General features: G+C 66.9%; 21 protein-coding genes. 12 read left to right on the forward strand and 9 right to left on the reverse strand.

Annotated elements, in window-relative coordinates; all coding sequences use genetic code 11:
* Nucleotides 1-2 precede the first annotated feature (2 nt).
* The 3 genes from Q0C59_RS09795 (at nt 3) to Q0C59_RS09805 (ending at nt 3,787) form a co-directional block, all read left to right on the forward strand.
* Complete coding sequence (locus Q0C59_RS09795) at nt 3-2,210, forward strand: malate synthase G (RefSeq protein WP_291214586.1); 2,208 nt, start codon at nt 3-5, stop codon at nt 2,208-2,210.
* A gap of 64 nt (nt 2,211-2,274) precedes the next feature.
* Nucleotides 2,275-2,577: a hypothetical protein gene (locus Q0C59_RS09800; protein WP_291214588.1), complete on the forward strand. Its 303-nt coding sequence runs from the start codon at nt 2,275-2,277 to the stop codon at nt 2,575-2,577.
* A 46-nt stretch (nt 2,578-2,623) separates the two neighbouring features.
* Nucleotides 2,624-3,787, forward strand: a complete 1,164-nt coding sequence (locus Q0C59_RS09805) for an ATP-binding protein (protein WP_291214591.1) — start codon at nt 2,624-2,626, stop codon at nt 3,785-3,787.
* A 12-nt stretch (nt 3,788-3,799) separates the two neighbouring features.
* Here Q0C59_RS09805 and Q0C59_RS09810 read toward each other — a convergent pair whose 3' ends face one another.
* Nucleotides 3,800-4,567: a M48 family metallopeptidase gene (locus tag Q0C59_RS09810; protein WP_291214594.1), complete on the reverse strand. Its 768-nt coding sequence runs from the start codon at nt 4,565-4,567 to the stop codon at nt 3,800-3,802.
* Nucleotides 4,568-4,709: 142 nt separating this feature from the next.
* Here Q0C59_RS09810 and Q0C59_RS09815 point away from each other — a divergent pair, with 142 nt between their 5' ends.
* The 6 genes from Q0C59_RS09815 (at nt 4,710) to Q0C59_RS09840 (ending at nt 10,961) form a co-directional block, all read left to right on the forward strand.
* Nucleotides 4,710-5,195 (forward strand): Lrp/AsnC family transcriptional regulator, encoded by a 486-nt coding sequence (locus Q0C59_RS09815; RefSeq protein ID WP_291214597.1) that lies wholly within the window; start codon nt 4,710-4,712, stop codon nt 5,193-5,195.
* Nucleotides 5,196-5,565: 370 nt separating this feature from the next.
* Entirely contained in the window at nt 5,566-6,651 is a 1,086-nt protein-coding gene (locus Q0C59_RS09820) for a TRAP transporter substrate-binding protein (RefSeq protein WP_291214599.1), read from the forward strand.
* 15 nt (nt 6,652-6,666) lie between these two features.
* A complete protein-coding gene (locus tag Q0C59_RS09825) occupies nt 6,667-7,191 on the forward strand; it encodes a TRAP transporter small permease subunit (RefSeq protein ID WP_291214601.1) in 525 nt (174 codons plus the stop codon).
* A complete protein-coding gene (locus Q0C59_RS09830) occupies nt 7,184-8,509 on the forward strand; it encodes a TRAP transporter large permease subunit (RefSeq protein WP_291214603.1) in 1,326 nt (441 codons plus the stop codon). Before Q0C59_RS09825 ends, Q0C59_RS09830 begins: the two co-directional genes overlap by 8 nt.
* A 3-nt stretch (nt 8,510-8,512) precedes the next feature.
* Nucleotides 8,513-9,349 (forward strand): sulfite exporter TauE/SafE family protein, encoded by an 837-nt coding sequence (locus Q0C59_RS09835; protein WP_291214605.1) that lies wholly within the window; start codon nt 8,513-8,515, stop codon nt 9,347-9,349.
* 25 nt (nt 9,350-9,374) lie between these two features.
* Nucleotides 9,375-10,961 carry a gamma-glutamyltransferase family protein gene (locus Q0C59_RS09840; RefSeq protein WP_291214607.1) on the forward strand — a complete coding sequence of 529 codons (1,587 nt, stop codon included), beginning with the start codon at nt 9,375-9,377 and terminating at the stop codon, nt 10,959-10,961.
* Nucleotides 10,962-11,040: 79 nt separating this feature from the next.
* Here Q0C59_RS09840 and Q0C59_RS09845 read toward each other — a convergent pair whose 3' ends face one another.
* The 5 genes from Q0C59_RS09845 to Q0C59_RS09865 all read right to left on the reverse strand — a co-directional run bounded on the left by Q0C59_RS09845 (nt 11,041) and on the right by Q0C59_RS09865 (nt 15,381).
* On the reverse strand, nt 11,041-11,697 hold the full coding sequence (locus Q0C59_RS09845; protein WP_291214609.1) for a PEP-CTERM sorting domain-containing protein: 657 nt from the start codon (nt 11,695-11,697) through the stop codon (nt 11,041-11,043).
* A gap of 184 nt (nt 11,698-11,881) precedes the next feature.
* A complete protein-coding gene (locus Q0C59_RS09850; RefSeq protein WP_291214611.1) occupies nt 11,882-12,628 on the reverse strand; it encodes an SGNH/GDSL hydrolase family protein in 747 nt (248 codons plus the stop codon).
* A gap of 70 nt (nt 12,629-12,698) precedes the next feature.
* The gene (locus Q0C59_RS09855) at nt 12,699-13,274 is read right to left on the reverse strand and encodes a hypothetical protein (protein WP_291214614.1); all 576 of its coding nucleotides are present in this window, start codon (nt 13,272-13,274) and stop codon (nt 12,699-12,701) included.
* Between the two features lie 110 nt (nt 13,275-13,384).
* Entirely contained in the window at nt 13,385-14,656 is a 1,272-nt protein-coding gene (locus tag Q0C59_RS09860) for a cytochrome c (protein WP_291214616.1), read from the reverse strand.
* 2 nt (nt 14,657-14,658) lie between these two features.
* The gene (locus Q0C59_RS09865) at nt 14,659-15,381 is read right to left on the reverse strand and encodes a c-type cytochrome (RefSeq protein WP_291214618.1); all 723 of its coding nucleotides are present in this window, start codon (nt 15,379-15,381) and stop codon (nt 14,659-14,661) included.
* Between the two features lie 141 nt (nt 15,382-15,522).
* Here Q0C59_RS09865 and Q0C59_RS09870 point away from each other — a divergent pair, with 141 nt between their 5' ends.
* Both Q0C59_RS09870 and Q0C59_RS09875 read left to right on the forward strand, forming a co-directional pair.
* Nucleotides 15,523-15,750 carry a cysteine-rich CWC family protein gene (locus Q0C59_RS09870; RefSeq protein ID WP_291214620.1) on the forward strand — a complete coding sequence of 76 codons (228 nt, stop codon included), beginning with the start codon at nt 15,523-15,525 and terminating at the stop codon, nt 15,748-15,750.
* Nucleotides 15,743-17,224: an MFS transporter gene (locus Q0C59_RS09875; protein ID WP_291214623.1), complete on the forward strand. Its 1,482-nt coding sequence runs from the start codon at nt 15,743-15,745 to the stop codon at nt 17,222-17,224. Before Q0C59_RS09870 ends, Q0C59_RS09875 begins: the two co-directional genes overlap by 8 nt.
* Before the next feature lie 37 nt (nt 17,225-17,261).
* Here the strand turns inward: Q0C59_RS09875 and Q0C59_RS09880 are convergent, their stop codons facing one another.
* From Q0C59_RS09880 to Q0C59_RS09890, 3 genes are all read right to left on the reverse strand, one after another.
* The gene (locus Q0C59_RS09880) at nt 17,262-17,606 is read right to left on the reverse strand and encodes a hypothetical protein (protein WP_291214625.1); all 345 of its coding nucleotides are present in this window, start codon (nt 17,604-17,606) and stop codon (nt 17,262-17,264) included.
* A gap of 175 nt (nt 17,607-17,781) precedes the next feature.
* Nucleotides 17,782-19,683, reverse strand: a complete 1,902-nt coding sequence (gene recQ, locus Q0C59_RS09885) for a DNA helicase RecQ (protein WP_291214628.1) — start codon at nt 19,681-19,683, stop codon at nt 17,782-17,784.
* Entirely contained in the window at nt 19,680-20,099 is a 420-nt protein-coding gene (locus tag Q0C59_RS09890) for a rhodanese-like domain-containing protein (RefSeq protein ID WP_291214630.1), read from the reverse strand. Before Q0C59_RS09890 ends, recQ begins: the two co-directional genes overlap by 4 nt.
* An 80-nt stretch (nt 20,100-20,179) precedes the next feature.
* On the opposite strand from Q0C59_RS09890, the gene Q0C59_RS09895 reads away from it, so the two are divergent.
* Nucleotides 20,180-21,226: a homocysteine S-methyltransferase family protein gene (locus tag Q0C59_RS09895; RefSeq protein ID WP_291214633.1), complete on the forward strand. Its 1,047-nt coding sequence runs from the start codon at nt 20,180-20,182 to the stop codon at nt 21,224-21,226.
* The last annotated feature ends 33 nt before the right edge of the window (nt 21,227-21,259 follow it).

The raw sequence follows: 21,259 nt of genomic DNA on the forward strand, positions 1-21,259 counted from the left end.
CCATGACCCAACGCACCCAGATCCACGGCCTTCAAGTCGCCACCGTTCTCGCCGACTTCATCAACCAGAAAGTGCTGCCCGGCACCGGCGTGACCGAGTCCGCCTTCTGGGCAGGCTTTGACACCATCGTGGCCGACCTCGCGCCCAAGAACGCCGCGCTGCTGGCCGAGCGCGACCGCCTGCAGACCGAGCTGGACACCTGGCACGCGGCCCACCCCGGCCCGATTGCCGACATGGCGGCTTACCGCTCGTTCCTCGAAGGCAATGGTTACCTGGTGCCGCAGCCCAAGAAGGTGAAGGCGACCACGAAGAACGTGGACGACGAGCTGGCGGTGCAGGCCGGCCCGCAGCTGGTGGTGCCGATCCTGAACGCGCGCTATGCGCTGAACGCGGCCAACGCGCGCTGGGGTTCGCTGTACGACGCGCTCTACGGCACCGACGTGATTTCGGAAGACAAGAGCTGCGAAAAAGTGGGCAAGAAGGGGGGCTACAACCCCAAGCGCGGCGCCAAGGTCATTGAGTACGCGCGCCATGTGCTGGACCGCACCGCGCCGCTGAAGAAGGGCTCACACGTGGGCTCCACCAGCTACAAGATCAACAAGGACGGTGAGCTCGTGGTGGGCCTAGCCGAAGGCGGCACCAGCAAGCTGGCCGACAAGGCGCAGCTGGTGGGCTACCAGGGCGAGGCCAAGGCACCGAGCTCGGTGCTGCTCAAGCACAACGGCCTGCACCTGGACATTCAGATCGACCGCGACACGCCCATCGGCAAAACCGACGCCGCCGGCGTGAGCGATCTTGTGCTGGAGGCCGCGCTCTCCACCATCCTCGACCTGGAAGACTCCATCGCCGCGGTGGACGCTGAAGACAAGGTGCTGGCCTACAGCAACTGGCTCGGCATCCTGCAAGCCACGCTGACCGAGTCGGTGAGCAAGGGCGGCACCACCTTCACGCGCGGCCTCAACGCTGACCGCGAATACACCGCTGCGGATGGCAAAGGCAAGGTCCGCCTGCACGGCCGCTCGCTCATGTTCCTGCGCAACGTGGGTCACCTCATGACCAACCCGGCCATCCTCTGGGGTGCGGACGGCCAAGAGATCCCCGAAGGCATCATGGACGCGGTGGTCACCACCACCATCGCCCTGCACGACTTGAAGCGCACGAAGAAAGACGCGATCCGCAACTCGCGCAAAGGCTCGGTCTACATCGTCAAGCCCAAGATGCACGGCCCGGCCGAGGTGGCGTTTGCCGCCGAACTCTTTGGCCGCGTGGAGCAGCTGCTCGGCCTGCCCGAGAGCACAGTGAAGCTCGGCATCATGGACGAGGAACGCCGCACGTCGGTGAACCTCAAGGCCTGCATTGCCGCAGCCTCCAGCCGCGTGGCGTTCATCAACACCGGCTTCCTGGACCGCACCGGCGACGAGATGCACACCGCCATGCTGGCCGGCCCCATGGTGCGCAAGGGCGACATGAAAACCAGCGCCTGGATCCAGAGCTACGAGCGCAACAACGTGCTGGTGGGCCTGAGCTGCGGCCTGCGCGGCAAGGCGCAGATCGGCAAGGGCATGTGGGCCATGCCCGACCTGATGGCCGAAATGCTCAAGCAGAAGATCGGCCACCCCAAGGCCGGCGCCAACACGGCCTGGGTGCCCAGCCCCACCGGTGCCACGCTGCACAGCCTGCACTACCACCAGGTGCTGGTGAGCGACGTGCAGAAAGAGCTGGAGAAGATCGACGCCAACAAGGAACGCGACGTGCTGCTCACCGGCCTGCTCACCATCCCCGTGACGGCCACGCCGAACTGGAGCGAGGCAGAGAAGCAGCAGGAGCTGGACAACAACGTGCAGGGCATCCTGGGCTATGTGGTGCGCTGGGTCGACCAGGGTGTGGGCTGCTCCAAGGTGCCCGACATCCACAACGTGGGCCTGATGGAAGACCGCGCCACGCTGCGCATTTCCAGCCAGCACATCGCCAACTGGCTGCACCACGGCGTGGTGACCGAAGCGCAAGTGACCCAGACCTTCGAGCGCATGGCCGCCGTGGTGGACGGCCAGAACGCGGGCGACGCGATCTACAAGAAGATGGCCGGCAACTTCAAGACCAGCATGGCCTACCAGGCGGCGCTGGACCTGGTGTTCAAGGGCAAGGCACAGCCGAGTGGTTACACCGAGCCGCTGCTGCACGCCTGGCGCCTGAAAGTGAAGGCGGCCTGACTCCCGCATCCCCTCCCTCTCCCTCTGGGAGAGGGCTGGGGTGAGGGCTCTAGGCGAGCCAACCATGCCGCTCCACTACCTCCTCTTCGACCCCAGCGACGACGGTGAAGGCACCGGCACCTGGGACGCCATGGCCAGCGTTCGGGCCTCGCAGGTGCCCGAGGTCATGCAGGAAGTGCAGGCCGTGCTGAACTGGGCGCAGCAGCACAGCCCCGGCCCGCGCGGCCCGCTCGACGACGGCGGCGCCTGGGACGCCGACCAACTCGTGCAAACCGAGGGCGACTGGACCACCGTGACGCTGACGATCACCGGGCCTTGGGCCTGGGGTGAGGCGCTGGTAGCTGCGTTTCCGCCTTCTGAGAACTGACGTTTTATCCTTGCAAATCTTGGAACAGATATCCATAATTGCAAGGATGTTCAAACGCCAAGCCGCCGATCTCCTCCGCGACGAACTGGCCCACATGCCCGCCGTGGCACTGCTCGGACCCAGGCAGGTGGGCAAGACCACACTCGCGCTGGAAGTGGCCCAGCAGCGCCCCAGCCTCTACCTGGATCTGGAGTCGGAGCGCGACCGCGCGAGATTGACGGAGCCCGAGCTGTATTTGTCGCAGCACCAGGACAAGCTGGTCATCTTTGACGAAGTGCACCGCACGCCTGCGCTGTTCCCGGTGCTGCGCGGCCTGGTCGACCAGGCCCGACGCGACGGGCGACGTCAGGGCCTCTATTTGTTGCTGGGCTCGGCCTCGCTGGACCTGCTGCAGCAATCGGGCGAAACACTGGCAGGCCGCATCGCCTACCTGGAACTCGGCCCACTGACCGCCCGCGAAACCGGCGATGGCACCACCGACGTGCTGTGGCTGCGCGGCGGCTTCCCAGACAGCTTCACCGCGCCCGACGACACACGCAGCCTGCGCTGGCGGCAGAACTTCATCCGCACCTATCTGGAACGCGACATTCCACAGTTGGGCCCCCGCATCGCCGCCGAGACCTTGAGGCGCTTCTGGACCATGCTGGCGCACAACCAAGGCGGTCTGCTCAACGTGGCCCAGCTCGCGCGCAACCTGGGCGTGGACGCCAAGACAGCCCACAGCTATATCGACCTGCTCTGCGACCTGCTGCTGGTGCGCCGCCTGCAACCCTGGCATGCCAATGTCGGCAAGCGCCTGGTCAAGTCACCCAAGGTCTATGTGCGCGACAGCGGGCTGGTGCATGCGCTGCTCGACATCGGCTCCATGGAAGCGCTGCTGTCGCACCCGGTGGTGGGCGCCAGCTGGGAAGGCATGGTGGTTGAGAACCTGCTGGCCTGCGCCGCACCCGGCGTGCAGGGCCACTTCTACCGCACCAGCGGCGGCGCCGAGATCGACCTGCTTTTAAGCCAGCCGGACGGCACGCTGTGGGCCGTGGAGATCAAGCGCAGCCTGAGCCCGAAGGTCGAGCGCGGCTTTCACTCGGCCTGCGAAGACCTGCAGCCGCAGCACAAGGTGGTGGTGTATCCCGGCACCGAGGTCTATCCGATGGGGCATGGCATTGAAGCCATGCCTTTGTACGAGTTGTGCCGACGCCTGTTTCCAGGCTGACCAGCAGCTTCCTCAATCGTCGATCCGACGCTTCCCCACCGCATCCACCGCCGCCTGCGCCTTCGCCAGCCGCTCGCGCAGTTCCGGGTGCGTGCTGCCCATCAGCAGGTTCAGCGCCGACGGTGTGGTGCCGTGGATCTTGGCCAGAACACTGACCATGGCGTGCGGGTTGCGGCCGACGCGGTGCAGCAGTTCGATGGCGCGCCGGTCGGCGGCATGTTCCTGCTCGTGCAGCAACTGATGAGCCGCACGCGTCAGCGCCGAGTGGGGGTTGAAGCTGGCCATGGCCATGCGCTCGCGGGCCTCCTCGATGCGCAGCGCAGGCTGGCCCAGGCGCTGCAGGTTGGCGCAGGCTTCCACCAAGGAATCGCGCTGCTCGATGTGTGCGAGTTCGTGCGCCATCACCGCGGCCAGTTCGTCGTCCGAAAGGTCCTCTTTCGCGCTCCACATGGCGCTGGTGAGGATGACCATGCCGTGGTCGGCGGCGTAGGCGTTGAGGTCTTTGTCCTCATAGGCCAGCAGGTGAACCGCAGGGCCTTGCTGCAGCCGGCCCGAGGCGGCCACCAGGCTCGTGAGCATCTGGTGCAGGCGCTGCGGTGCAGGCACCACCTGATGGCGCTCGGTCAGCTCGGTGATCTGGATCTCGTCGAGCACGCGCAGCTCGTGGGCGCGGGCCGGATCGTCCATGCAGGCAGGGCCATGTGCCAGCGCAGGAGCAGCCCCCAGCAGCCCGGCGATCGCCAGGCAGTTAACCTGAAAAAAACGAACCATACTGTTCATACCGTTTCCTCAGGCCGGTTGTACGCCTGTGTGCAAGCGATGAACAGGGCATGGGCGCGGTGGGGGCATGCAGGCGACAGACGGCACGGCATGGTCTCTGGCTGCAAAGCGCACTGGCCCGCCAGTTGCTTGGGGCTTTGGCATGACCCAGAACCCTCCCACCGCAAGCGCCAACATCGGCCTGAGCAAGCTCGACACCGCCCTGCTCAACATCCTGGTGAAAGACGGCCGGGCCTCGTTTGCCGACATCGCGCGCCAGCTCGGCATCTCGCGGGCACATGCGCGCGCCAAGGTGCAGGGTCTGCAGGCCAGCGGCGTGATCGAGCTGTTCGCCGCGGTGATCAACCCCGAGAAGCTGGGGCAGGTGAACTCGACATTTCTCGACATCGTGGTGACGCCGGCGGCCATCGAGCGCATCGCGCAGGAACTGGCCGATTGCGCCGAGGTGGTGAGCCTCTACATCATGAGCGACCTCAAGAGCCTGCACGTGCACGCCCTCACCGAGAGCCCCGAGACGTTTGAGGCCTTCGTGCGGCGCCACATCTTCAACCGGCCCGAGATCCTGTCGGTGGACTGCAAGACGCTGCTCACGCGCGTGAAAAACCGGCGCGGCGGCGCGCGGCTCTGACCGCCTGACCGGGCTGCGCCCGCTTTGGTGCGCGCGCACCAAAGCGGGCGCAGCTGCCGTTTGTGCGCACCGGGTGGCCCAGAGCGGCGCGCTGGCTTCCATGAGGGGCCTCACGGACTCCATCACCTTACAAACGGCAGCACAGCGGTCATGCACTGAACATTCGGCACGCAGCAGCCTGAACGCAGCGCCAGCCCGCACGCACCATTTCGGAAGCATGCCAACCAAACTGGCCGGCACATCAATCAAATCAAGGACTTGCAGGAACGAAACACATGGCATGGCGCTTGCGAAGTGAAGGGAACGCCGCTTTACAAACGGCAGATTTCACCCCGCCCAACCCCTTCAACCCCTTCACAGGAGTGCCGCCATGTCCTTGATCCGCCGCCAGTTCCTCACCCGCGCCGCCGTTGCCGGCACCGTGCTCGGTGCCCCCGTCATTGCCAACGCCCAGTCGGCCCGCTTCAACTGGAAGATGACCAGTGCCTACGGCAAGGGCTCGCCCTTCTACATGGACGGCCCCGGCAGCGCGACCGATCTGGCCAAACGCATCCGCGAGATGTCGGACGGCCGCCTGAACATCCAGGTGTTCGGCGCCGGTGAACTGATCCCCGCGTTCGAAGGGTTTGATGCCGTGCGCGCAGGCACGGTCGAGATGAACCACGCCAACGCCTACTTCTGGACCGGCAAGACCGCCGCCGCGCAGTACTTCACCGCCGTGCCTTTCGGCATGAACTTCCAGGGCATGAACGGCTGGTTCTACGACGGTGGCGGCATCGACCTGTGGAACGAGGTCTATGCGCCCTTCGGCATGGTGGCCATGCCTTGCGGCAACACAGGCGTGCAGATGACCGGCTGGTTCAAGAAAGAGATCAAGACCGTGGCCGACTTGAAGGGCCTGAAGATGCGCATTCCGGGTCTGGCCGGCAAGGTCTACGCCAACCTGGGTGTGGACGTGAAGGTGCTGCCGGGCGGCGAGATCTTCCCCGCGCTGGAGCGTGGCGTGATCGACGCGGCCGAGTTTGTGGGCCCCTTCCAGGACCGCCGCCTGGGCCTGCACAAAGCCGCCAAGAACTACTACACCACCGGCTGGCACGAGCCGTCCACCGTGTCGGAGCTGCTGATCAACAAGGCCGCCTGGGACAAGCTGCCCGCCGATCTCAAGGCCATCGTGACCAACGCCTCGGCCGCCTGCAACGTGATCAGCGAAGGCTGGTGCCAGAAGGCCAACTCCGATGCCATGGAAGACCTGATCAAGAACCAGGGCGTGATCGCGCGTCCGCTGCCCGACGACGTGATCAAGGCGCTGAAGGTGGAGACCGACAAGGTGCTGGCCGACGCCATCAAGGACCCGCTGACGAAAAAGGTGCACGACTCCTACTTCGCCTTCAAGGCCAAGTACGACCGCTGGAGCGAGATCAGCGAAGAGGCCTACCACCTCAAGGTTCGCGGCTGATCCAGGAACGTCGCCATGCTCAAGGTTTTGCGGCCACTGGCCACTGTCATCGAGGGTTTCATCGACCGCATCGGCGGGCTCACCGCCTGGATCGCACTGGTCATGATCGGCCTGGTCGCCACCAACGTGCTCCTGCGCTACACCTTCAGCTTCGGCTCGGTGTGGGCGCAGGAGCTCGAATGGCATCTGCTGGCCGCCCTCATCCTCCTGGGCATGAGCCACGCGCTGCAGCGCGGTGAAAACGTGCGTGTGGACCTGTTCTACGCACGCTATTCACCGCTGGGCAAGCGCGTGGTCGACGTCATCTCTGCGTTGCTGCTCATCACCGTGAGCCTGGCGTTCATCTGGCTGTCGCTGGGTTATGTGGAGCAGTCGCGCTCCATCATGGAAGCATCGGCCGACCCGGGCGGCATTCCATACCGCTGGTTGGTGAAGTCGCTGATCCCGCTGGGCTATGGCCTGCTGGTGCTGCAGCAGCTCGCGCACCTGCTTCGACTGCTCGATACACCCCTGAACAACGGGGAGTCGAGCCATGTTTGAGATGTCGACCTACGCCATCTTCATGCTGGTGGGTTTCTTCGCCATGCTGATGATCGGCATTCCGGTGGCCATCAGCCTGGCGGTCACCGGCTTCGTGTTCGGCTGGCTGGGCTTTGGTGAGGTGCTGTTCAACCTGCTGCCCGCGCGCTTCTACGGCATCGTCAGCGGCTACCAGTGGATGGCCATCCCGCTGTTTGTGTTCATGGGTGTGATGCTGGAGAAATCACGCCTGGCCGATGACCTGCTCGACGTCATGGGCCACATCGCCGGAGGTGTGAAGGGCGGCATGGCCGTGGGCATCGTGCTGTTCGGCGTGCTCATGGGTGCGACCACCGGCATCGTGGGCGCGACCATCATCACGCTGGGCCTGCTGACCCTGCCCACCCTCATCAGGCGGGGTTACGACAAGAGCGTGGCCTGCGGCGTCATCTGCGCATCGGGCACGCTGGGCCAGATCATTCCGCCCAGCCTGATCCTGATCCTGCTGTCGGACATCATGCAGCTCTCGGTGGGCACGCTGTTCGCCGCCGCCGTGGGTCCGGGCATGCTGCTCGCCGGCGTGTACATCGTCTACCTGCTGGTCATGGGCTGGCTGCGCCCCGGCTCCATGCCGCCGATCCCGATCGCCGAGCGCGACGCGGTCTCGCGCCGCCAACTGTGGGTGCGCTTCTTCAAGGTGCTGGTGCCGCCGGTCATGCTGGTGGTGGCGGTGCTGGGCTCCATCGTGGGCGGCGTGGCAGCCCCCACCGAAGCAGCCAGCATGGGCGCGGTGGGCGCGGTGCTGATCACGGCACTTTCGGGCCGCTTCACCTGGGCCACACTGAAGGCCACCGCGCTGGACACCAGCAAGATCACCGCCATCATGATGTTCATCCTCATGACCGCGCAGGTGTTCGCGCTCTCGTTTCGCGGCCTGCAAGGCGAAGAGCTGATCGCCGGCATGTTCGAGGCCTTGCCGGGCGGCGTGAACACCGCCGTGTGGTTCATGATGCTCATCATCTTTGTGCTCGGCTTCTTCGTCGAGTGGATCGAGATCAGCTACATCGCAGTGCCACTGTTCCTGCCCATCCTGTTGAACATGGGCGTTGATCCGGTGTGGCTGGCGATGTTGATCACCATGAACCTGCAGTCGAGCTTTCTCACACCCCCGTTTGGCTGGGCGCTGTTCTACCTGAAGGGTGTGGCCCCGCCGGAGATCAACATCAAGGATATCTACAAGGGTGTGGTGCCCTTCATCGGACTGCAGTTCATCGCGCTGGTGCTGCTGTTCATGTATCCGCAGATCGCGCTGTGGCTGCCCAAGGCGATCGGCTGGTAGGTCATGGAGTTCTTCAACCAATACAGCACCGCGTGGCTGCTGGGGCTGGCCGTGGCTCTGCTCGCCACCGGCCTGGTGGCGGGCGTGCTCGCCGGGCTGCTCGGCGTGGGTGGCGGCATCGTCATCGTGCCGGTGCTCTACCACCTGTTCACGCTGCTGGGCGTTGACGAGTCGGTGCGCATGCACGCGGCGGTGGGCACATCGCTGGCCACCATCATTCCCACTTCCATCATGTCCAGTCGCGCGCACAAAAAACGCGGCAGCCTGGACATGTCGCTGATCAAACGCCTCATGCCGTCGGTGGTGGTGGGCGTGATCGTGGGCTCCGTGGCCAGCCGCTTCCTGAGCGGCGCATCGCTCACTGCGGTGTTCGCCTCCATCGCCTTGCTGGTGGCACTCAACATGGCTTTCAAACGCGACGGTTTTGCCGTGGCCGATGGCCTGCCCGGGCCCATGGGCACCGCGCTGCTGGGCAGCGGTATCGGCGGTGTGTCCACGCTCATGGGCATCGGTGGCGGCACGCTGAGTGTGCCGATACTGAACGCTTTGCGCGTGCCCATGCACACGGCGGTGGGCACCGGCGCCATGCTGGGCATGGTGATCAGCTTCCCCGGCGCGCTCGCCTTCATCCTCAACGGACTGGACGTGCCCAACCGGCTGCCCTTCAGCCTGGGCTATGTGAACCTGCTGGGTTTTGCGCTCATCGTGCCGGCCACGCTGGCCACCACCGGCTGGGGTGCGAAACTCGCGCATGCGATCAACGCCCAACGGCTGCGACAGGTGTTTGCGCTGTTCCTGGCACTGACCGCCGCGCGCATGTTTTACGGCCTGCTGACCTGAGCTCACAACAACCCGGAGACCTTCGATGATTCACACCCTCACCGCCCTGGGCGGCATGTTTGTCGCGCCGCACCACCTGGCCGCGCAGGCCGGGCGCGACGTGCTGCGCGACGGCGGCAACGCGGTCGAAGCCATGGTGGCGGCTGCCGCCGCCATCGCCGTGGTGTACCCGCACATGAACGCCATCGGTGGCGACGGTTTCTGGCTGATCCACGAGCCCGGCAAGGAGCCCGTGGCCATCTCCGCCTGCGGCCCCGCCGCGGCGCTGGCCGACCTGGATTTTTACGCCGGGCATGACGCCATCCCCTCGCGCGGCCCGAAGGCCGCGCTCACGGTGGCCGGCACCATTGGCGGCTGGGCCAAGGCGCTCGACGTGGCCGCTGCGTGGGGCCCTGCCCTGCCCTTGTCGCGCCTGCTGGCCGACGGCATCCGCCACGCGCACAACGGCATTGCCGTCACCAAAAGCCAGGCTGCCCTGACCCGCGAAAAATTCGACGGCCTGAAAGACGCGCCGGGCTTTGCGCAGACCCACCTCGTCAACGGTCAGCCACCGGATGTGGGCAATATCCTCAAACAGCCCACGCTGGGCCGCACGCTGGAGCAACTGGCCGAGCGTGGCCTGGACGATTTCTACCGTGGTGAGCTCGCCGCACGCATTGGCGCCGAGCTGGAGCGTGTGGGCAGCCCGCTGCGCACCAGCGATCTCGCGGCCTACCAGGCGCAGATCGTCGAGGCACTCTCGGTGCGGTTGAACGACAGCACGGTCTACAACCTGCCGCCGCCCACACAGGGCCTCTCCGCCTTGATGATCCTGGGCCTGTTCGAGCGCCTGGGCGTGACCGAGGGCGAAGGCTTCGCGCATGTGCACGGGCTGGTGGAAGCCACCAAACGGGCGTTCCGTGTGCGCGAGCGTGTGGTGACGGACCCGCAGCGCCTGCCGGCCGACCCCAAAGGCTTCCTGAAACCCGCCGCACTCACCGAACTGGCGGCCGAGATCGACCGCGAGAAAGCCCTGCCCTGGCCCGACGTGGCCAAGCCCGGCGACACCATCTGGATGGGCTGCATCGACGCGCAGGGCCGCGCGGTGAGCTTCATCCAGAGCGTGTACTGGGAATTCGGCTCGGGCGTGGTGCTGCAGGACACAGGCATCGTCTGGCAGAACCGCGGCACGAGTTTTTCGCTCGACCCGAAGGCGCTCAACGTGCTCAAGCCCGGCATGCGCCCCTTCCACACGCTCAACCCGGCGCTGGCCGTGTTCGACGACGGCCGCGTGATGCCCTACGGCACCATGGGCGGCGAAGGCCAGCCGCAAACGCAGGCGGCGGTGTTCACGCGCTACGCACGCTTTGGCCAGGGTCTGCAACAGGCCGTGACCGCGCCGCGCTGGCTGCTCGGGCGCACCTGGGGCGGCGTGACCACCTCACTCAAACTGGAAAGCCGCTTCGACCCGGCCTTGATCGAAGCGCTCAAGGCTGCCGGCCACGAGGTGGAGGTGTTCACCGAAGCCTTCAGCGACACCATGGGCCACGCGGGTGCGCTGGTGCGCCACCCCAACGGCGTGATCGAAGGCGCAGCCGATCCGCGCAGCGACGGGGTGGTGGCGGGGGTGTGACTCTGCAGATTCGAAGCGCCCATGAAAAAACCCCCGCTGTTTGCCAGCGGGGGTTTTTCGTTGGGAGGCGAACAGCGGATCAGGCAGCGCGACGGCGACGCAGGCCGATGGCAGCCAGGCCGAGACCCAGCAGGGCCAGGGTGCCAGGCTCGGGGACTTTCGAGGTCAACACCACGTTATCCAGGATGAGGCCGACGTTGTCGCCACCGGCGTTGCCGATGACCAAGCGCGCGCTCACGTCGCTGCCGGGGGTGTAGGCCACGGCGTAAGTGCCGAAGGGGTCGTTGCGGGCCAGCGTGACCATGTCGGAGGCGAGGAAAGAACCGAGGTCGTTGGCCAGGGCGAAGCCGAAGTTCACCGTGTTGTGCTCGTCGCGCACCTGGCCGCCCGAGAGGTCCAGCGAGAAGAAGTAGGTGGTGCCAGCCAGCAGGTCGTAAATCACCTTGCTCGACATGACGCCGGCATTCAGGGTGCTGCCATCCAGATCGACACAGCCACCGGTGTTGCCCACGCAGTTGATGCCATATTGCACGCCGCTGCGGATGTAGTCCACGGTGCCATCGGTCACAGCCCAGTGGGTGAAGCCGTTGAAGCTCAAGGCGTTGGCGGCGCCCTGGCTGTCAAAGTTGTCGCTGAACAGTACGCCGGCCTGGGCGGCGGGCGCGGCGGCCATGAAGGCGGCAACCGTGACGGGAGCGGCGAAGCGGGTGAGCAGGCGGGACAGGAAACGGTTCATGGGGTACCTGGGGGGGTGTCGTGGAGTGTGACTTGTGTCACACCTTGGAAAGGCCTGTCGATATTGGACAGCTTGCTCCAATTAACAGAGCAAAACACGGGCCAGGCGGGCAAGTGGTTGATCTGTATGGGTCGGTGCGCAGCCACCGCCATGCACTGTCATTTATCCCGACACTTTTCGATCGTCACCGCGCGCGGGCAGCGGCGAGCACCTCGCCCCACCCACTTTGGGCCAGCAGTTCGTCGCGCCAGACCCGGTAACCCGCGTCGCTGGGGTGCAGGCCGTCCACCGCGTTGAGTTCGGGCGTCTGCGCGAACGGGTCGTCGGCCCGCTCCTTGAACAGGTTGACCACCACCGCGCCGTGGCGCGTGGCGGACTCGCGCACGAAGCCGTGCAGCCGGCGCGCGCGGTCCGTCATGAGCCACGACGCCGGCGCAAAGAAGAAGGGCGCGTTGCCGACGTTGCCCGCAGGCATGAGCACCACGCGGTCGGAGCGTTCGCGGGCCAGCGCGGTGACCCGGTCGATGTCGGCGCGAACGTCCTCGTCGGATCGCAGGCGGATCACATCGTTGCCGCCGGCCTGCACCAGCACCAGGTCGTAGCGCTGCGTGCTGCCGAACTGGCGGAGCACGTCGGCAAAGGTGGCGCCGTCGCGCGCGCGGTTGTCGATGCGCAGGCGGGGATAGGCGCGTCCCAGCAAGCCGGCCAGGCTGGCCTCGGGCGAACCCGCGCCAGTGCCCACGCCGGTGCTGTCGCCCACGATCAGCAAACTCACGGTGGCCTCGGCCGGGCTTTGCTGGAACGGCGTGCTTTTGCGCGCGAGATCGGCCGCCTGCCCGATGCGCCAGGCGGCGCAGCCGGTGGTGAACAGCAGGGCGACTGCGGCGAGGGTAGCCAGCACGGGCAGGACGGACCGTTTGCGGGATGTCATCGGCCCAGTCTAGATGCTGGCCAGCGGCGGTGCAGCGGCCGGCCCGAATGCCCATCCGGGCGCTGGCGGATCAGCGCGCGAGCTGCTGGCCCCAGCCCTGCAGCGGGCCCAGCGGATTGCGCTGAACGTCCACCTCGCGGATGGTGGGCTGACCGCCCATGAGCTTGTAGACCAGGATGTCGTCGACGAAGACCAGCAGCACGTCCGCGCTCCACCCGGTGGTGACGGTTTCGCGCCGGAAGTTCAACGAATCGGCCCAGAAGTTGCCCACGCGCTGGCGCCCCAGCTTCTTCACCGAGATCGCGTAGCCGCTGCAGCGCTGACCGGCCTGCAGGCAGGCGTTGACGCCGGGATCGACATGGTCCGGGCGGCTTTGCACCACCGCCGTGAAGCGCTGCAGCACGTCGGCAAAGTGCAGCACCGTGATGCCGGGCCCCAGGCGTGGATCCAGGCCCTGGCGGTGAACATCGTCGCGGCTGGCCTTGAAGGCCTGGATGGTGGCCAGGGCGCGCTCGGCGTCTTCGTAGCTGGTCCAGCGTGAAGCCACATCGGTGCGGGAGGTTGGCAGCAGAGACGCGCACCCGCCCAGAACGCCGATGACCGACGCGATCACGCTGCACAAGAAGAACGTCCGAAGGAGTGTCATGTCGGTGCGCCGCATCGTCCGGCATGGACTCCGCAGCTGCACGACTCTAGCGCCGGCGCACGGGCCCGCGATGATCCAGATCAAACGAAAGCACCGCCGGGAACGACGCTTCAGCGCAGGCGCTGCACCGCCAGACCGGACACGGCAGGCGCCTGGTTGCCCCAGGACTGGCGCACGAAGCTCGCCACTGCGGCCACCTCCTCGTCGGTGAGCAGTGTGCGGTAGGGTGGCATGCCGTAGGGCCGTGGATGCCCGGCGGTCGCGGGTGCAAAACCGCCACCCAGGATGGCCTGCACCACGTTGTGCGGCGTCTCCAGCGTCACCGCGCGATTGCCGGCCAGGCGCGGGTAGACGCCAGCGGCGCCTTCGCCGTTGTCGCCATGGCACTGTGCGCACTGCTGGGCGTAGAGTTTTTCGCCGCGCACCATCTGCTGCGGGTCGGCGGCTTCCACGTCAACGGGTGTGGGGGCTTGCTGCGGCAGGGCTTGCAGGTACACGGCCATGGCGCGCAGGTCGGCATCGTTCAAATGTTGCGTGCCGTGCAACACCACATCGGCCATCGGCCCCATCACCGAAGCGCCCTCGGCCACGCCGGTCTTGAGCAAGGCCACGACCTGCTGCGTGTCCCAGCCGGCCACGCCACCTTCGGACGCCGAACGCAGCGAGGGCGCGTACCAGTCCTGCGCCGGCATGAGACCCCCGCGAAAGGCCTGCGCTTCGCTGCTGCCGCCAAGGGCGTCGCGTTCGGCGTGGCAAGCGGCGCAGTGCGCCAGTCCGCGCGTGAGGTAGGCGCCGCGGTTCCACTCGGCGCTTTGCGTGGGCTCGGGCTGGAACACGCCGGGCTTGAAGTAGAGCGCGCGCCACAGCGCAAGCGCGGCCTGGGTGTTGTACGGGAAGCGCAGCGCGTGCGGCCGGCTGGCCTGCTCGACCGCGGGCTGGTCGAGCAGGAAAGCGAAGAGCGCGTCGCTGTCCTCGCGCGTGACCAGTGTGGTGTGGTTGTAGGGAAAAGCGGGGTAGAGCAAACGGCCGTCCTGCGACTGCCCGTGGTGCAGGGCGCGCCAGAACCCGGCCGCGCTCCAGCGCCCGATGCCGGTGGCTTTGTGCGGCGTGAGGTTGGTCGAGATCACCGCGCCAAACGGCGTGGGCACGGCGCGTCCACCCGCATACGCCGCCCCGCCACGTTCGGTGTGGCAGGCCATGCAGTTGCCGGCGCGCGCGAGGTAGGCGCCGCGTTCCACGAGCTGGGGTGTCACGGTCAACGGAGGTCCCTCGGTATCCAGTGGCGTACCGCGCAGTTCCACCAGCACGGCCAGCACCAGAGCGCCCACGCCGAGCAGCAGACCTGCCAGGACCACCCGCCAGGGTGTGATGTGGCGGGTCATGCTCAACCCTCGCTGCCGCAGCGCAAGGGCAACGGCTGGGCCGTGGCGGGCGCAGGGTGGGTGTTGGCCGGGAGCGGCTGGCTGGCCAGCCAGCTGGCCACCGCGGTGACGTCACCCCCACTCAGGCGTTGGGCCACGTGGCCCATGCAGTCGGGCGCGCTGGCGCGGCGCAGGCCGGTCTGCCAGGCGCCAAGCTGGCCGATGAGGTAGTCGCGCGGCAGGCCGAGCAGACCCGGGATGGCGGGGTTCACGCCGGTGAGCGCCTGGCCGTGGCAGGCCACGCAGGCAGGCACGTCGCGCGCCTTGTCGCCTCGCAGTGCCAGGGCTTCGCCCCGCTGCAGCACCGCCGCTGGCGCATCGCTGCGCAGCGGCGGCGGGTACGGCAGGTCGAGGCTGGCGAAATGCGCTGCGATCTCGCGCAGGTAGTCGTCGCTCAGCGAATCCAGCAGCGAGGCCATGCCCACGTTGTTGCGCCGCCCGGCGCGAAAGTGCACCAGCTGGTTGTAGAGATATCCGGCAGGCTTGCCCGCGATGCGAGGGAAATAGCCCGCGTTGGTGGCGCGGCCCTGCTCGCCATGGCACACGGTGCAGGCGAGCATGCGCTGGGCCATGGTGTCGGGCACGGTGTGGGCGGCGCTCTTGGGGGCGGGGTCGGCGGCCAGCGCGGCCCAGGCGGGCAGGAGCAACGCCAGCAGGGTGGCGGTGCGGCGGAGAAACGCAAACATGGGCATGGAAAAGTGGGTGTGCCGGACAACGGGACGCTGGCCGGCTGTGGCCGTGGCAGACACCATGGCGAGGAAGAAGCCTTTGAAATTACCATAGCCTCCACCCACCGCCACCCCGGCGCGTCAGTACCCCCATCGCCCATGACTCCCAACGTCCCCGAGATCGACCCCGCGCGCTGCCCGCTGTGCGGCGAGCCCAACCGCTGCGCGATGGAGCTGGAACGCGAGACCGGCCAGAAGCAGGGCCCTTGCTGGTGTGTGGGCGCCTCCTTCAGCGCCGAGCTGCTGCAAAGCGTGCCCGCCGAAGCTGCTGGACAGGCCTGCATCTGCGCACGCTGTGCGGCCGCCTCCGCCAAGCCGCATGGCTGAACCGGTCGACCACTCCCTGCCCGCGCTGCGCGCACGCTACGGCGAGCGCTACCGCTGGCTGCTGCTGCTCTCGGTGATGGTGGGCACCATGGCGGCCATCATGTCGTCGACCATCATCAACGTGGCCATTCCCGACATGAGCCAGCATTTCACGCTCGGTCAGGAGCGTGCCCAATGGGCCACCTCGGGTTTCATGGCCGCCATGACGGTCTCGATGCTCACCACGCCCTGGCTGCTGGCGCGCTACGGCTACCGCGGCACCTACGTCGGATGCATGTGGCTGCTGCTGGTGGGCGGTGTGGCCGGCGGGTTTGCCAACTCGTTTCCGCTCGTGCTGGCCGCGCGCGTGGTCGAAGGCCTGGCCGCCGGGGTGGTGCAGCCGATCCCGGCCATCATCATCCTGCGCGCCTTCGAGCCGCACGAACAAGGGCGCGCCAGCGGCGTGTTCGGCATGGGCGTTGTGCTGGCACCCGCACTGGGCCCGAGCATCGGCGGCCTTCTGGTCGACGGCTTCGGCTGGCGCTCGATCTTTTTCATGGTGGTGCCGTTCTGCATCGCTTCGCTGTGGCTGGCGCGGCGCTATGTGCCCACGACTTCCCCTGGCGGTCTCGCGGCCAACCGGCAGGGCGCCAGCCTCGACTGGCGCGGCTTGTTGCTCGCTGCCGCCGGCACGCTGTGCCTGCTCAACGGGCTGGTGGAACTGCAGGGCGGCACGGTGCTGGGTGCTGGAATTCTGTTGGGCGGTGCCGCACTGCTGCTGGTGTCGTTTGTGGTGCTGCAGCGGCGCACGCTGAAGGCACGCCAGCGCCACCCCGACCAGGGCATCGACCCGTTGATGAACCTTTCGCTGTTCAAGGACCGGCGCTTTGCCATGGGCAGCATCGTGGCCTTCATTTACGGCATCGCGCTGTTCGGCTCCACCTACCTGCTGCCGGTCTACATGCAGATGGGGCTGGGCCTCTCGGCCTCTTACGTGGGCACCATCCTGCTGCCGGCGGGTCTGGTGCTGGCGGTGAGCATCGCGGTGGTGGGCCGGCTGGCCGACCACCAGCCCACGCACCGCCTGGTGAGCATCGGTCTGGTGCTGTTGTCCGCGTCGTTCGCCCTCATGGTCACCATCGACCTGGGGCGCCCGGCGCAGATCATTCCGTTGCTGATTGCCTGGGCCATTCTGGGACGCATCGGCCTGGGCTTCATCCTGCCCTCGCTCAACATCGGTGCCATGCGCGGCCTGGGCCACGGCCACATTCCGCAAGGCTCCAGCGTGATCAATTTCCTGCGCATGCTCGGCGGCGCGGCGGGGGTGAGCCTGTGCGGCATCGTGCTCGAATGGCGCGTGGCGGCCCACGGTGCGCTGCTGGACACCGGCCCCGCCAGCCCGGCGCGCATGGCGGCATTTGACGAGACCTTCCTGATGCTGGCGGCGATCTGTGCGCTGGCGCTGGTGGCAGCGCTGAAACTGCGCGACCGCTGAAAAGCGGTCGCGGGTGGAAAGGGTTGGAAGCGGCTGCTCAGTGCAGCAATGTCATGGGCTTGCTGGGCAGCTCGTCGGACGAGTAATCGGGGTGGTTGTCCACAAAGAAGCGCAGCTTCTGGTCGAGGCGGCCGATGCGCGTGTTCGCCACGCTCTCGCAGTGGTGTTTGGAAATCAGGCCAAAGAGCTTGCTGCGCAGGAACCACAGGTCCTTCGGGCTCTGGCACGACAAGAGTGCAGCGTGGATGCGCACGCGAATCGGGTCCTGGATGTCGGCCATGGCTGCGTGGAACTCGTCCACGAGAAAGTCCAGCTCCAGCACTTGCGTGTCGTGGTACTGAACCGTTTTGCTTTTGCCCATCCAGGCCAGCCAGGAAAACATGCGGAGCTCCGTTCGAGATGTTCGGGGTGTTGGGGGAAGTCCCCGGGTACACCCCATGCATCGTCAGTAGGCCCGCGTTCTTGAGCGCTGAAGAGTCGGGAATTCGCCCGCCGCGATGAGCGGTCGCGCGTGTCAGGCGATGGTGGTGATTTGCACCTGAAACACCCCGGCGCAACTAGCTGAAAGCACTCACCACCCGCAACACCTCCTGGCCGTAGGCCTCGCGTTTTTTGACGCCCAGGCCGGCAATGCCGTCCAGATCGGCCAACGAGCGGGGCTGGCGGGCGGCGATCGCGCGCAGCGTGGCGTCGTGAAAGATCACGAAAGCGGGCAGGTTGTGTTCCTTGGCCACACCGGCGCGCCAGGCCTTGAGCGCGTCCAGGGCGTCGCGCGCGGCCAGGGTCAGTGGCTGACCGTCGTCGGCCACCGCAGCACGGGCGCTGCGCGGGCGGCTCACGCGCCCGGAGCCTGCAGCCTTCTCGGCCAGCGACTTGAGCCACACCGCGCTCTGGCCTTTCAGGATCTCGCGCGCCGCGTCCTGCAGGTGCAAGGTGTTGTAGTGCGCCGCGTCCACCTGCACCGCTTCGCGTGCAATCAGCTGGCGCAACAGCGCGCGCCACTGGGTCTCGGACAAATCGGCGCCGATGCCGAAGGTGGAGAGCTTGTCGTGCCCGTGCTGCGTCACCTTCTCGGTGACCTTGCCGCGCAGGATGTCCATGATGTGGCCGGCACCAAAGGCCGTGCCGCTGGACTGCTGCACACGGTAGATGCACGAGAGCAGCTTGCGCGCGGACTCGGTGGCGTCGAAGAGTTGCGGCGGGTGCAGGCAGTTGTCGCAATTGCCGCAGGGCTCGCTCTCTTCTCCGAAGTACGACAACAGGCGCACGCGGCGGCAGTCGCTTGCCTCGGCCAGTGTCAGCAGCGCGTCGAGCTTGCCGCGCATGACCTGCTTGAACTCGTCGGCCGCGGGGCTTTCGTCGATCATGCGGCGCTGGTTCACGACGTCTTGCAGGCCGTACGCCATCCAGGCGTTGGCGGGTTCACCGTCGCGCCCGGCGCGCCCGGTTTCCTGGTAGTAGCCCTCGATGTTCTTGGGCATGTCCAGATGGGCCACAAAACGCACGTCGGGCTTGTCGATGCCCATGCCAAAGGCGATGGTGGCCACCATGATCAGGCCTTCTTCGCGCAGGAAGCGGTCCTGGTGTTTCTGCCGTACGGCGGCGTCCAGGCCGGCGTGGTACGGCAAGGCGTTCAGGCCCGCCTCGCACAGCAGCTTGGCCACCTCTTCCACGCGGCGGCGCGACTGGCAGTACACGATGCCCGCATCGTGCTCGTCGCCGCTGGTGTGTTCGTCGCGGATGAACCGCAGCAGCTGCGCGGTGGCGTCCTTCTTCTCCACCAGCTGGTAGCGGATGTTGGGACGGTCGAAGCTGCTGATGAAGGTGCGCGCGTCCTGCAGTTGGAGGCGCTCAACGATGTCGGCGCGCGTGAGGTCGTCGGCGGTGGCGGTCAGCGCCACGCGCGGCACACCGGCAAAGCGCTCGTGCAACACCACCAGGCCGCGGTACTCGGGGCGGAAGTCGTGGCCCCACTGGCTCACGCAGTGGGCTTCGTCGATGGCAAACAGCGCGAGCTTGCCGCGTTCCCTGAGCGAGTCGAGCAGCGCCAGGAAGCGTGGTGTGGTCAGGCGTTCGGGCGCGGCGTAGAGCAGGGTCAGCTCGCCGCGCAGCATTTCCTTTTCCACGCGCTGCGCGTCTTCGCTGGAGAGGCTGGAATTCAGGAAGGCTGCGGCCACGCCGGCTTCGAGCAAGGCGCCCACCTGGTCGTGCATGAGCGCGATCAGCGGCGACACCACCACGGTCAGGCCCTGGCCACTGCGCTCGCGCACGATGGCCGGTATCTGGTAGCACAGCGACTTGCCGCCGCCCGTGGGCATGAGCACCAGCGCGTCGCCGCCGCCCCCCACGTGGGCCACGATCTCGGACTGCGGGCCACGGAAGGCATCGAAGCCGAAGACCTCTTGCAGAACGCCGAGGCTGGTTTCCAGGATCTCGCTCTCCGGCGCGATGTCGATCACATCTGCTCCCAAGGCAGGCCGTCATGCCGCCAGCCGTTCAGGCTGGAGCGCTTGAAGTCTTCGTTGAGCTCACCCTCGAAGCCGTGCACCACGTGCGCCACTTCGGAAAACCCGGCATCCTCCAACGCCTGGCCGGCGTCCAGCGTGCGTTTGCCGCTGCGGCAGATCAGCAGCACCGGGCGTTGTTTGTCGCCCGCCTCGCGCTCCACCGCCTGGGCAAAACGCGCCGGGTCGGGCGTGAGGTCGGGGTACTCGTACCAGGGAATGTTTTCCACCCCGGGCGGGCGACCCACATAGAGCGATTCGATTTCCATGCGCACGTCCACAAACAGCGGTGCAGCTTCGCCGCAGGCTTCGCGCTGCTCGCGTTCGGCCTGCAGCCAGGCCCAGGCCTGCTGGGGCGTGAGGTGTTTCATGGGGGCTATTGTCGGGGAAAGCCTGAGGCCGCCCGGCAGGCCGCGCCCTCCGGGGTCGGGCCGCTTCTTACAATCCGGGCATGACTTCCCCCGCCTACACCCGCGCCACCGCGCTGCCCGAGATCCTGAAACACCGCATCGCCATCCTCGACGGCGCGATGGGCACCATGATCCAGCGCTTCAAGCTGGGCGAAGCCCAGTACAGAGGTGAACGCTTCAAGGACTTCCACAAGGACGTCAAGGGCAACAACGAGCTGCTCAGCCTCACCCGCCCCGACGTGATCCAGGACATCCACGAAGGCTACCTGGCCGCCGGGGCCGACCTGATCGAGACCAACACCTTTGGTGCGACCACGATCGCGCAGGACGACTACGAGATGGGCCATCTGGCACGCGAGATGAACCTGGCCTCGGCGCGCATCGCGCGCGCGGCCTGCGACAAGTTCAGCACGCCCGACAAGCCGCGTTTTGTGGCCGGCGCGCTCGGCCCCACGCCCAAGACCGCGAGCATCAGCCCCGACGTGAACGACGCAGGGGCGCGCAACGTGACCTTTGAGCAGCTGCGCGCGGCCTACCTGGAGCAGATCGAGGCGCTCGTCGAAGGCGGTGCCGATGTTCTCTTGGTGGAGACCATCTTCGACACGCTCAACGCCAAGGCCGCGCTGTTCGCGATCGACGAGTTTTTCGAGAACAGTGGCGAGCGCCTGCCGGTGATCATCAGCGGCACCGTCACCGACGCCTCCGGCCGCATCCTGAGCGGCCAGACGGTCAGCGCCTTCTGGGCCAGCGTGCGCCACCTGCAGCCGCTGGCCGTGGGCCTGAACTGCGCGCTGGGTGCCGCGCTCATGCGCCCCTACATCCAGGAGCTGGCCAAGGTCGCGGGTGACACCTTCATCAGCTGCTACCCCAACGCCGGCCTGCCCAACCCCATGAGCGACACCGGCTTTGACGAAACCCCCGAAGACACCAGCCGCCTGCTGCGCGAGTTCGCGGCCGAAGGCCTGGTCAACATCGTGGGCGGTTGCTGCGGCACCACACCGGAGCACATCGCGGCCATCCACCAGAGCGTGGAGCCGCTGGCCCCGCGCAGCCTCAGGCGCGAGATTTTCTACAAGGAAGCTGCTTGACCGGCGCAGGAGCTTCAGGAAAAACCTGAGGGT

This window comes from Hydrogenophaga sp., assembly GCF_022844385.1.
Classification (GTDB): Bacteria; Pseudomonadota; Gammaproteobacteria; order Burkholderiales; family Burkholderiaceae_C; genus Hydrogenophaga.

Excerpts from the sequence above, each read along its gene's own strand:
- Q0C59_RS09860 (WP_291214616.1), bottom strand. The coding sequence starts at position 14,656 with ATGACCCGCCACATCACACCCTGGCGGGTGGTCCTGGCAGGTCTGCTG.
- Q0C59_RS09875 (WP_291214623.1), top strand. The coding sequence starts at position 15,743 with ATGGCTGAACCGGTCGACCACTCCCTGCCCGCGCTGCGCGCACGCTAC.
- Q0C59_RS09825 (WP_291214601.1), top strand. The coding sequence starts at position 6,667 with ATGCTCAAGGTTTTGCGGCCACTGGCCACTGTCATCGAGGGTTTCATC.
- Q0C59_RS09800 (WP_291214588.1), top strand. The coding sequence starts at position 2,275 with ATGCCGCTCCACTACCTCCTCTTCGACCCCAGCGACGACGGTGAAGGC.
- Q0C59_RS09805 (WP_291214591.1), top strand. The coding sequence starts at position 2,624 with ATGTTCAAACGCCAAGCCGCCGATCTCCTCCGCGACGAACTGGCCCAC.
- Q0C59_RS09810 (WP_291214594.1), bottom strand. The coding sequence starts at position 4,567 with ATGAACAGTATGGTTCGTTTTTTTCAGGTTAACTGCCTGGCGATCGCC.
- Q0C59_RS09895 (WP_291214633.1), top strand. The coding sequence starts at position 20,180 with ATGACTTCCCCCGCCTACACCCGCGCCACCGCGCTGCCCGAGATCCTG.
- Q0C59_RS09850 (WP_291214611.1), bottom strand. The coding sequence starts at position 12,628 with ATGACATCCCGCAAACGGTCCGTCCTGCCCGTGCTGGCTACCCTCGCC.
- Q0C59_RS09815 (WP_291214597.1), top strand. The coding sequence starts at position 4,710 with ATGACCCAGAACCCTCCCACCGCAAGCGCCAACATCGGCCTGAGCAAG.
- Q0C59_RS09835 (WP_291214605.1), top strand. The coding sequence starts at position 8,513 with ATGGAGTTCTTCAACCAATACAGCACCGCGTGGCTGCTGGGGCTGGCC.
- Q0C59_RS09795 (WP_291214586.1), top strand. The coding sequence starts at position 3 with ATGACCCAACGCACCCAGATCCACGGCCTTCAAGTCGCCACCGTTCTC.
- Q0C59_RS09870 (WP_291214620.1), top strand. The coding sequence starts at position 15,523 with ATGACTCCCAACGTCCCCGAGATCGACCCCGCGCGCTGCCCGCTGTGC.
- Q0C59_RS09855 (WP_291214614.1), bottom strand. The coding sequence starts at position 13,274 with ATGACACTCCTTCGGACGTTCTTCTTGTGCAGCGTGATCGCGTCGGTC.
- Q0C59_RS09830 (WP_291214603.1), top strand. The coding sequence starts at position 7,184 with ATGTTTGAGATGTCGACCTACGCCATCTTCATGCTGGTGGGTTTCTTC.
- Q0C59_RS09820 (WP_291214599.1), top strand. The coding sequence starts at position 5,566 with ATGTCCTTGATCCGCCGCCAGTTCCTCACCCGCGCCGCCGTTGCCGGC.
- Q0C59_RS09880 (WP_291214625.1), bottom strand. The coding sequence starts at position 17,606 with ATGTTTTCCTGGCTGGCCTGGATGGGCAAAAGCAAAACGGTTCAGTAC.
- Q0C59_RS09890 (WP_291214630.1), bottom strand. The coding sequence starts at position 20,099 with ATGAAACACCTCACGCCCCAGCAGGCCTGGGCCTGGCTGCAGGCCGAA.
- Q0C59_RS09840 (WP_291214607.1), top strand. The coding sequence starts at position 9,375 with ATGATTCACACCCTCACCGCCCTGGGCGGCATGTTTGTCGCGCCGCAC.
- Q0C59_RS09865 (WP_291214618.1), bottom strand. The coding sequence starts at position 15,381 with ATGTTTGCGTTTCTCCGCCGCACCGCCACCCTGCTGGCGTTGCTCCTG.
- Q0C59_RS09845 (WP_291214609.1), bottom strand. The coding sequence starts at position 11,697 with ATGAACCGTTTCCTGTCCCGCCTGCTCACCCGCTTCGCCGCTCCCGTC.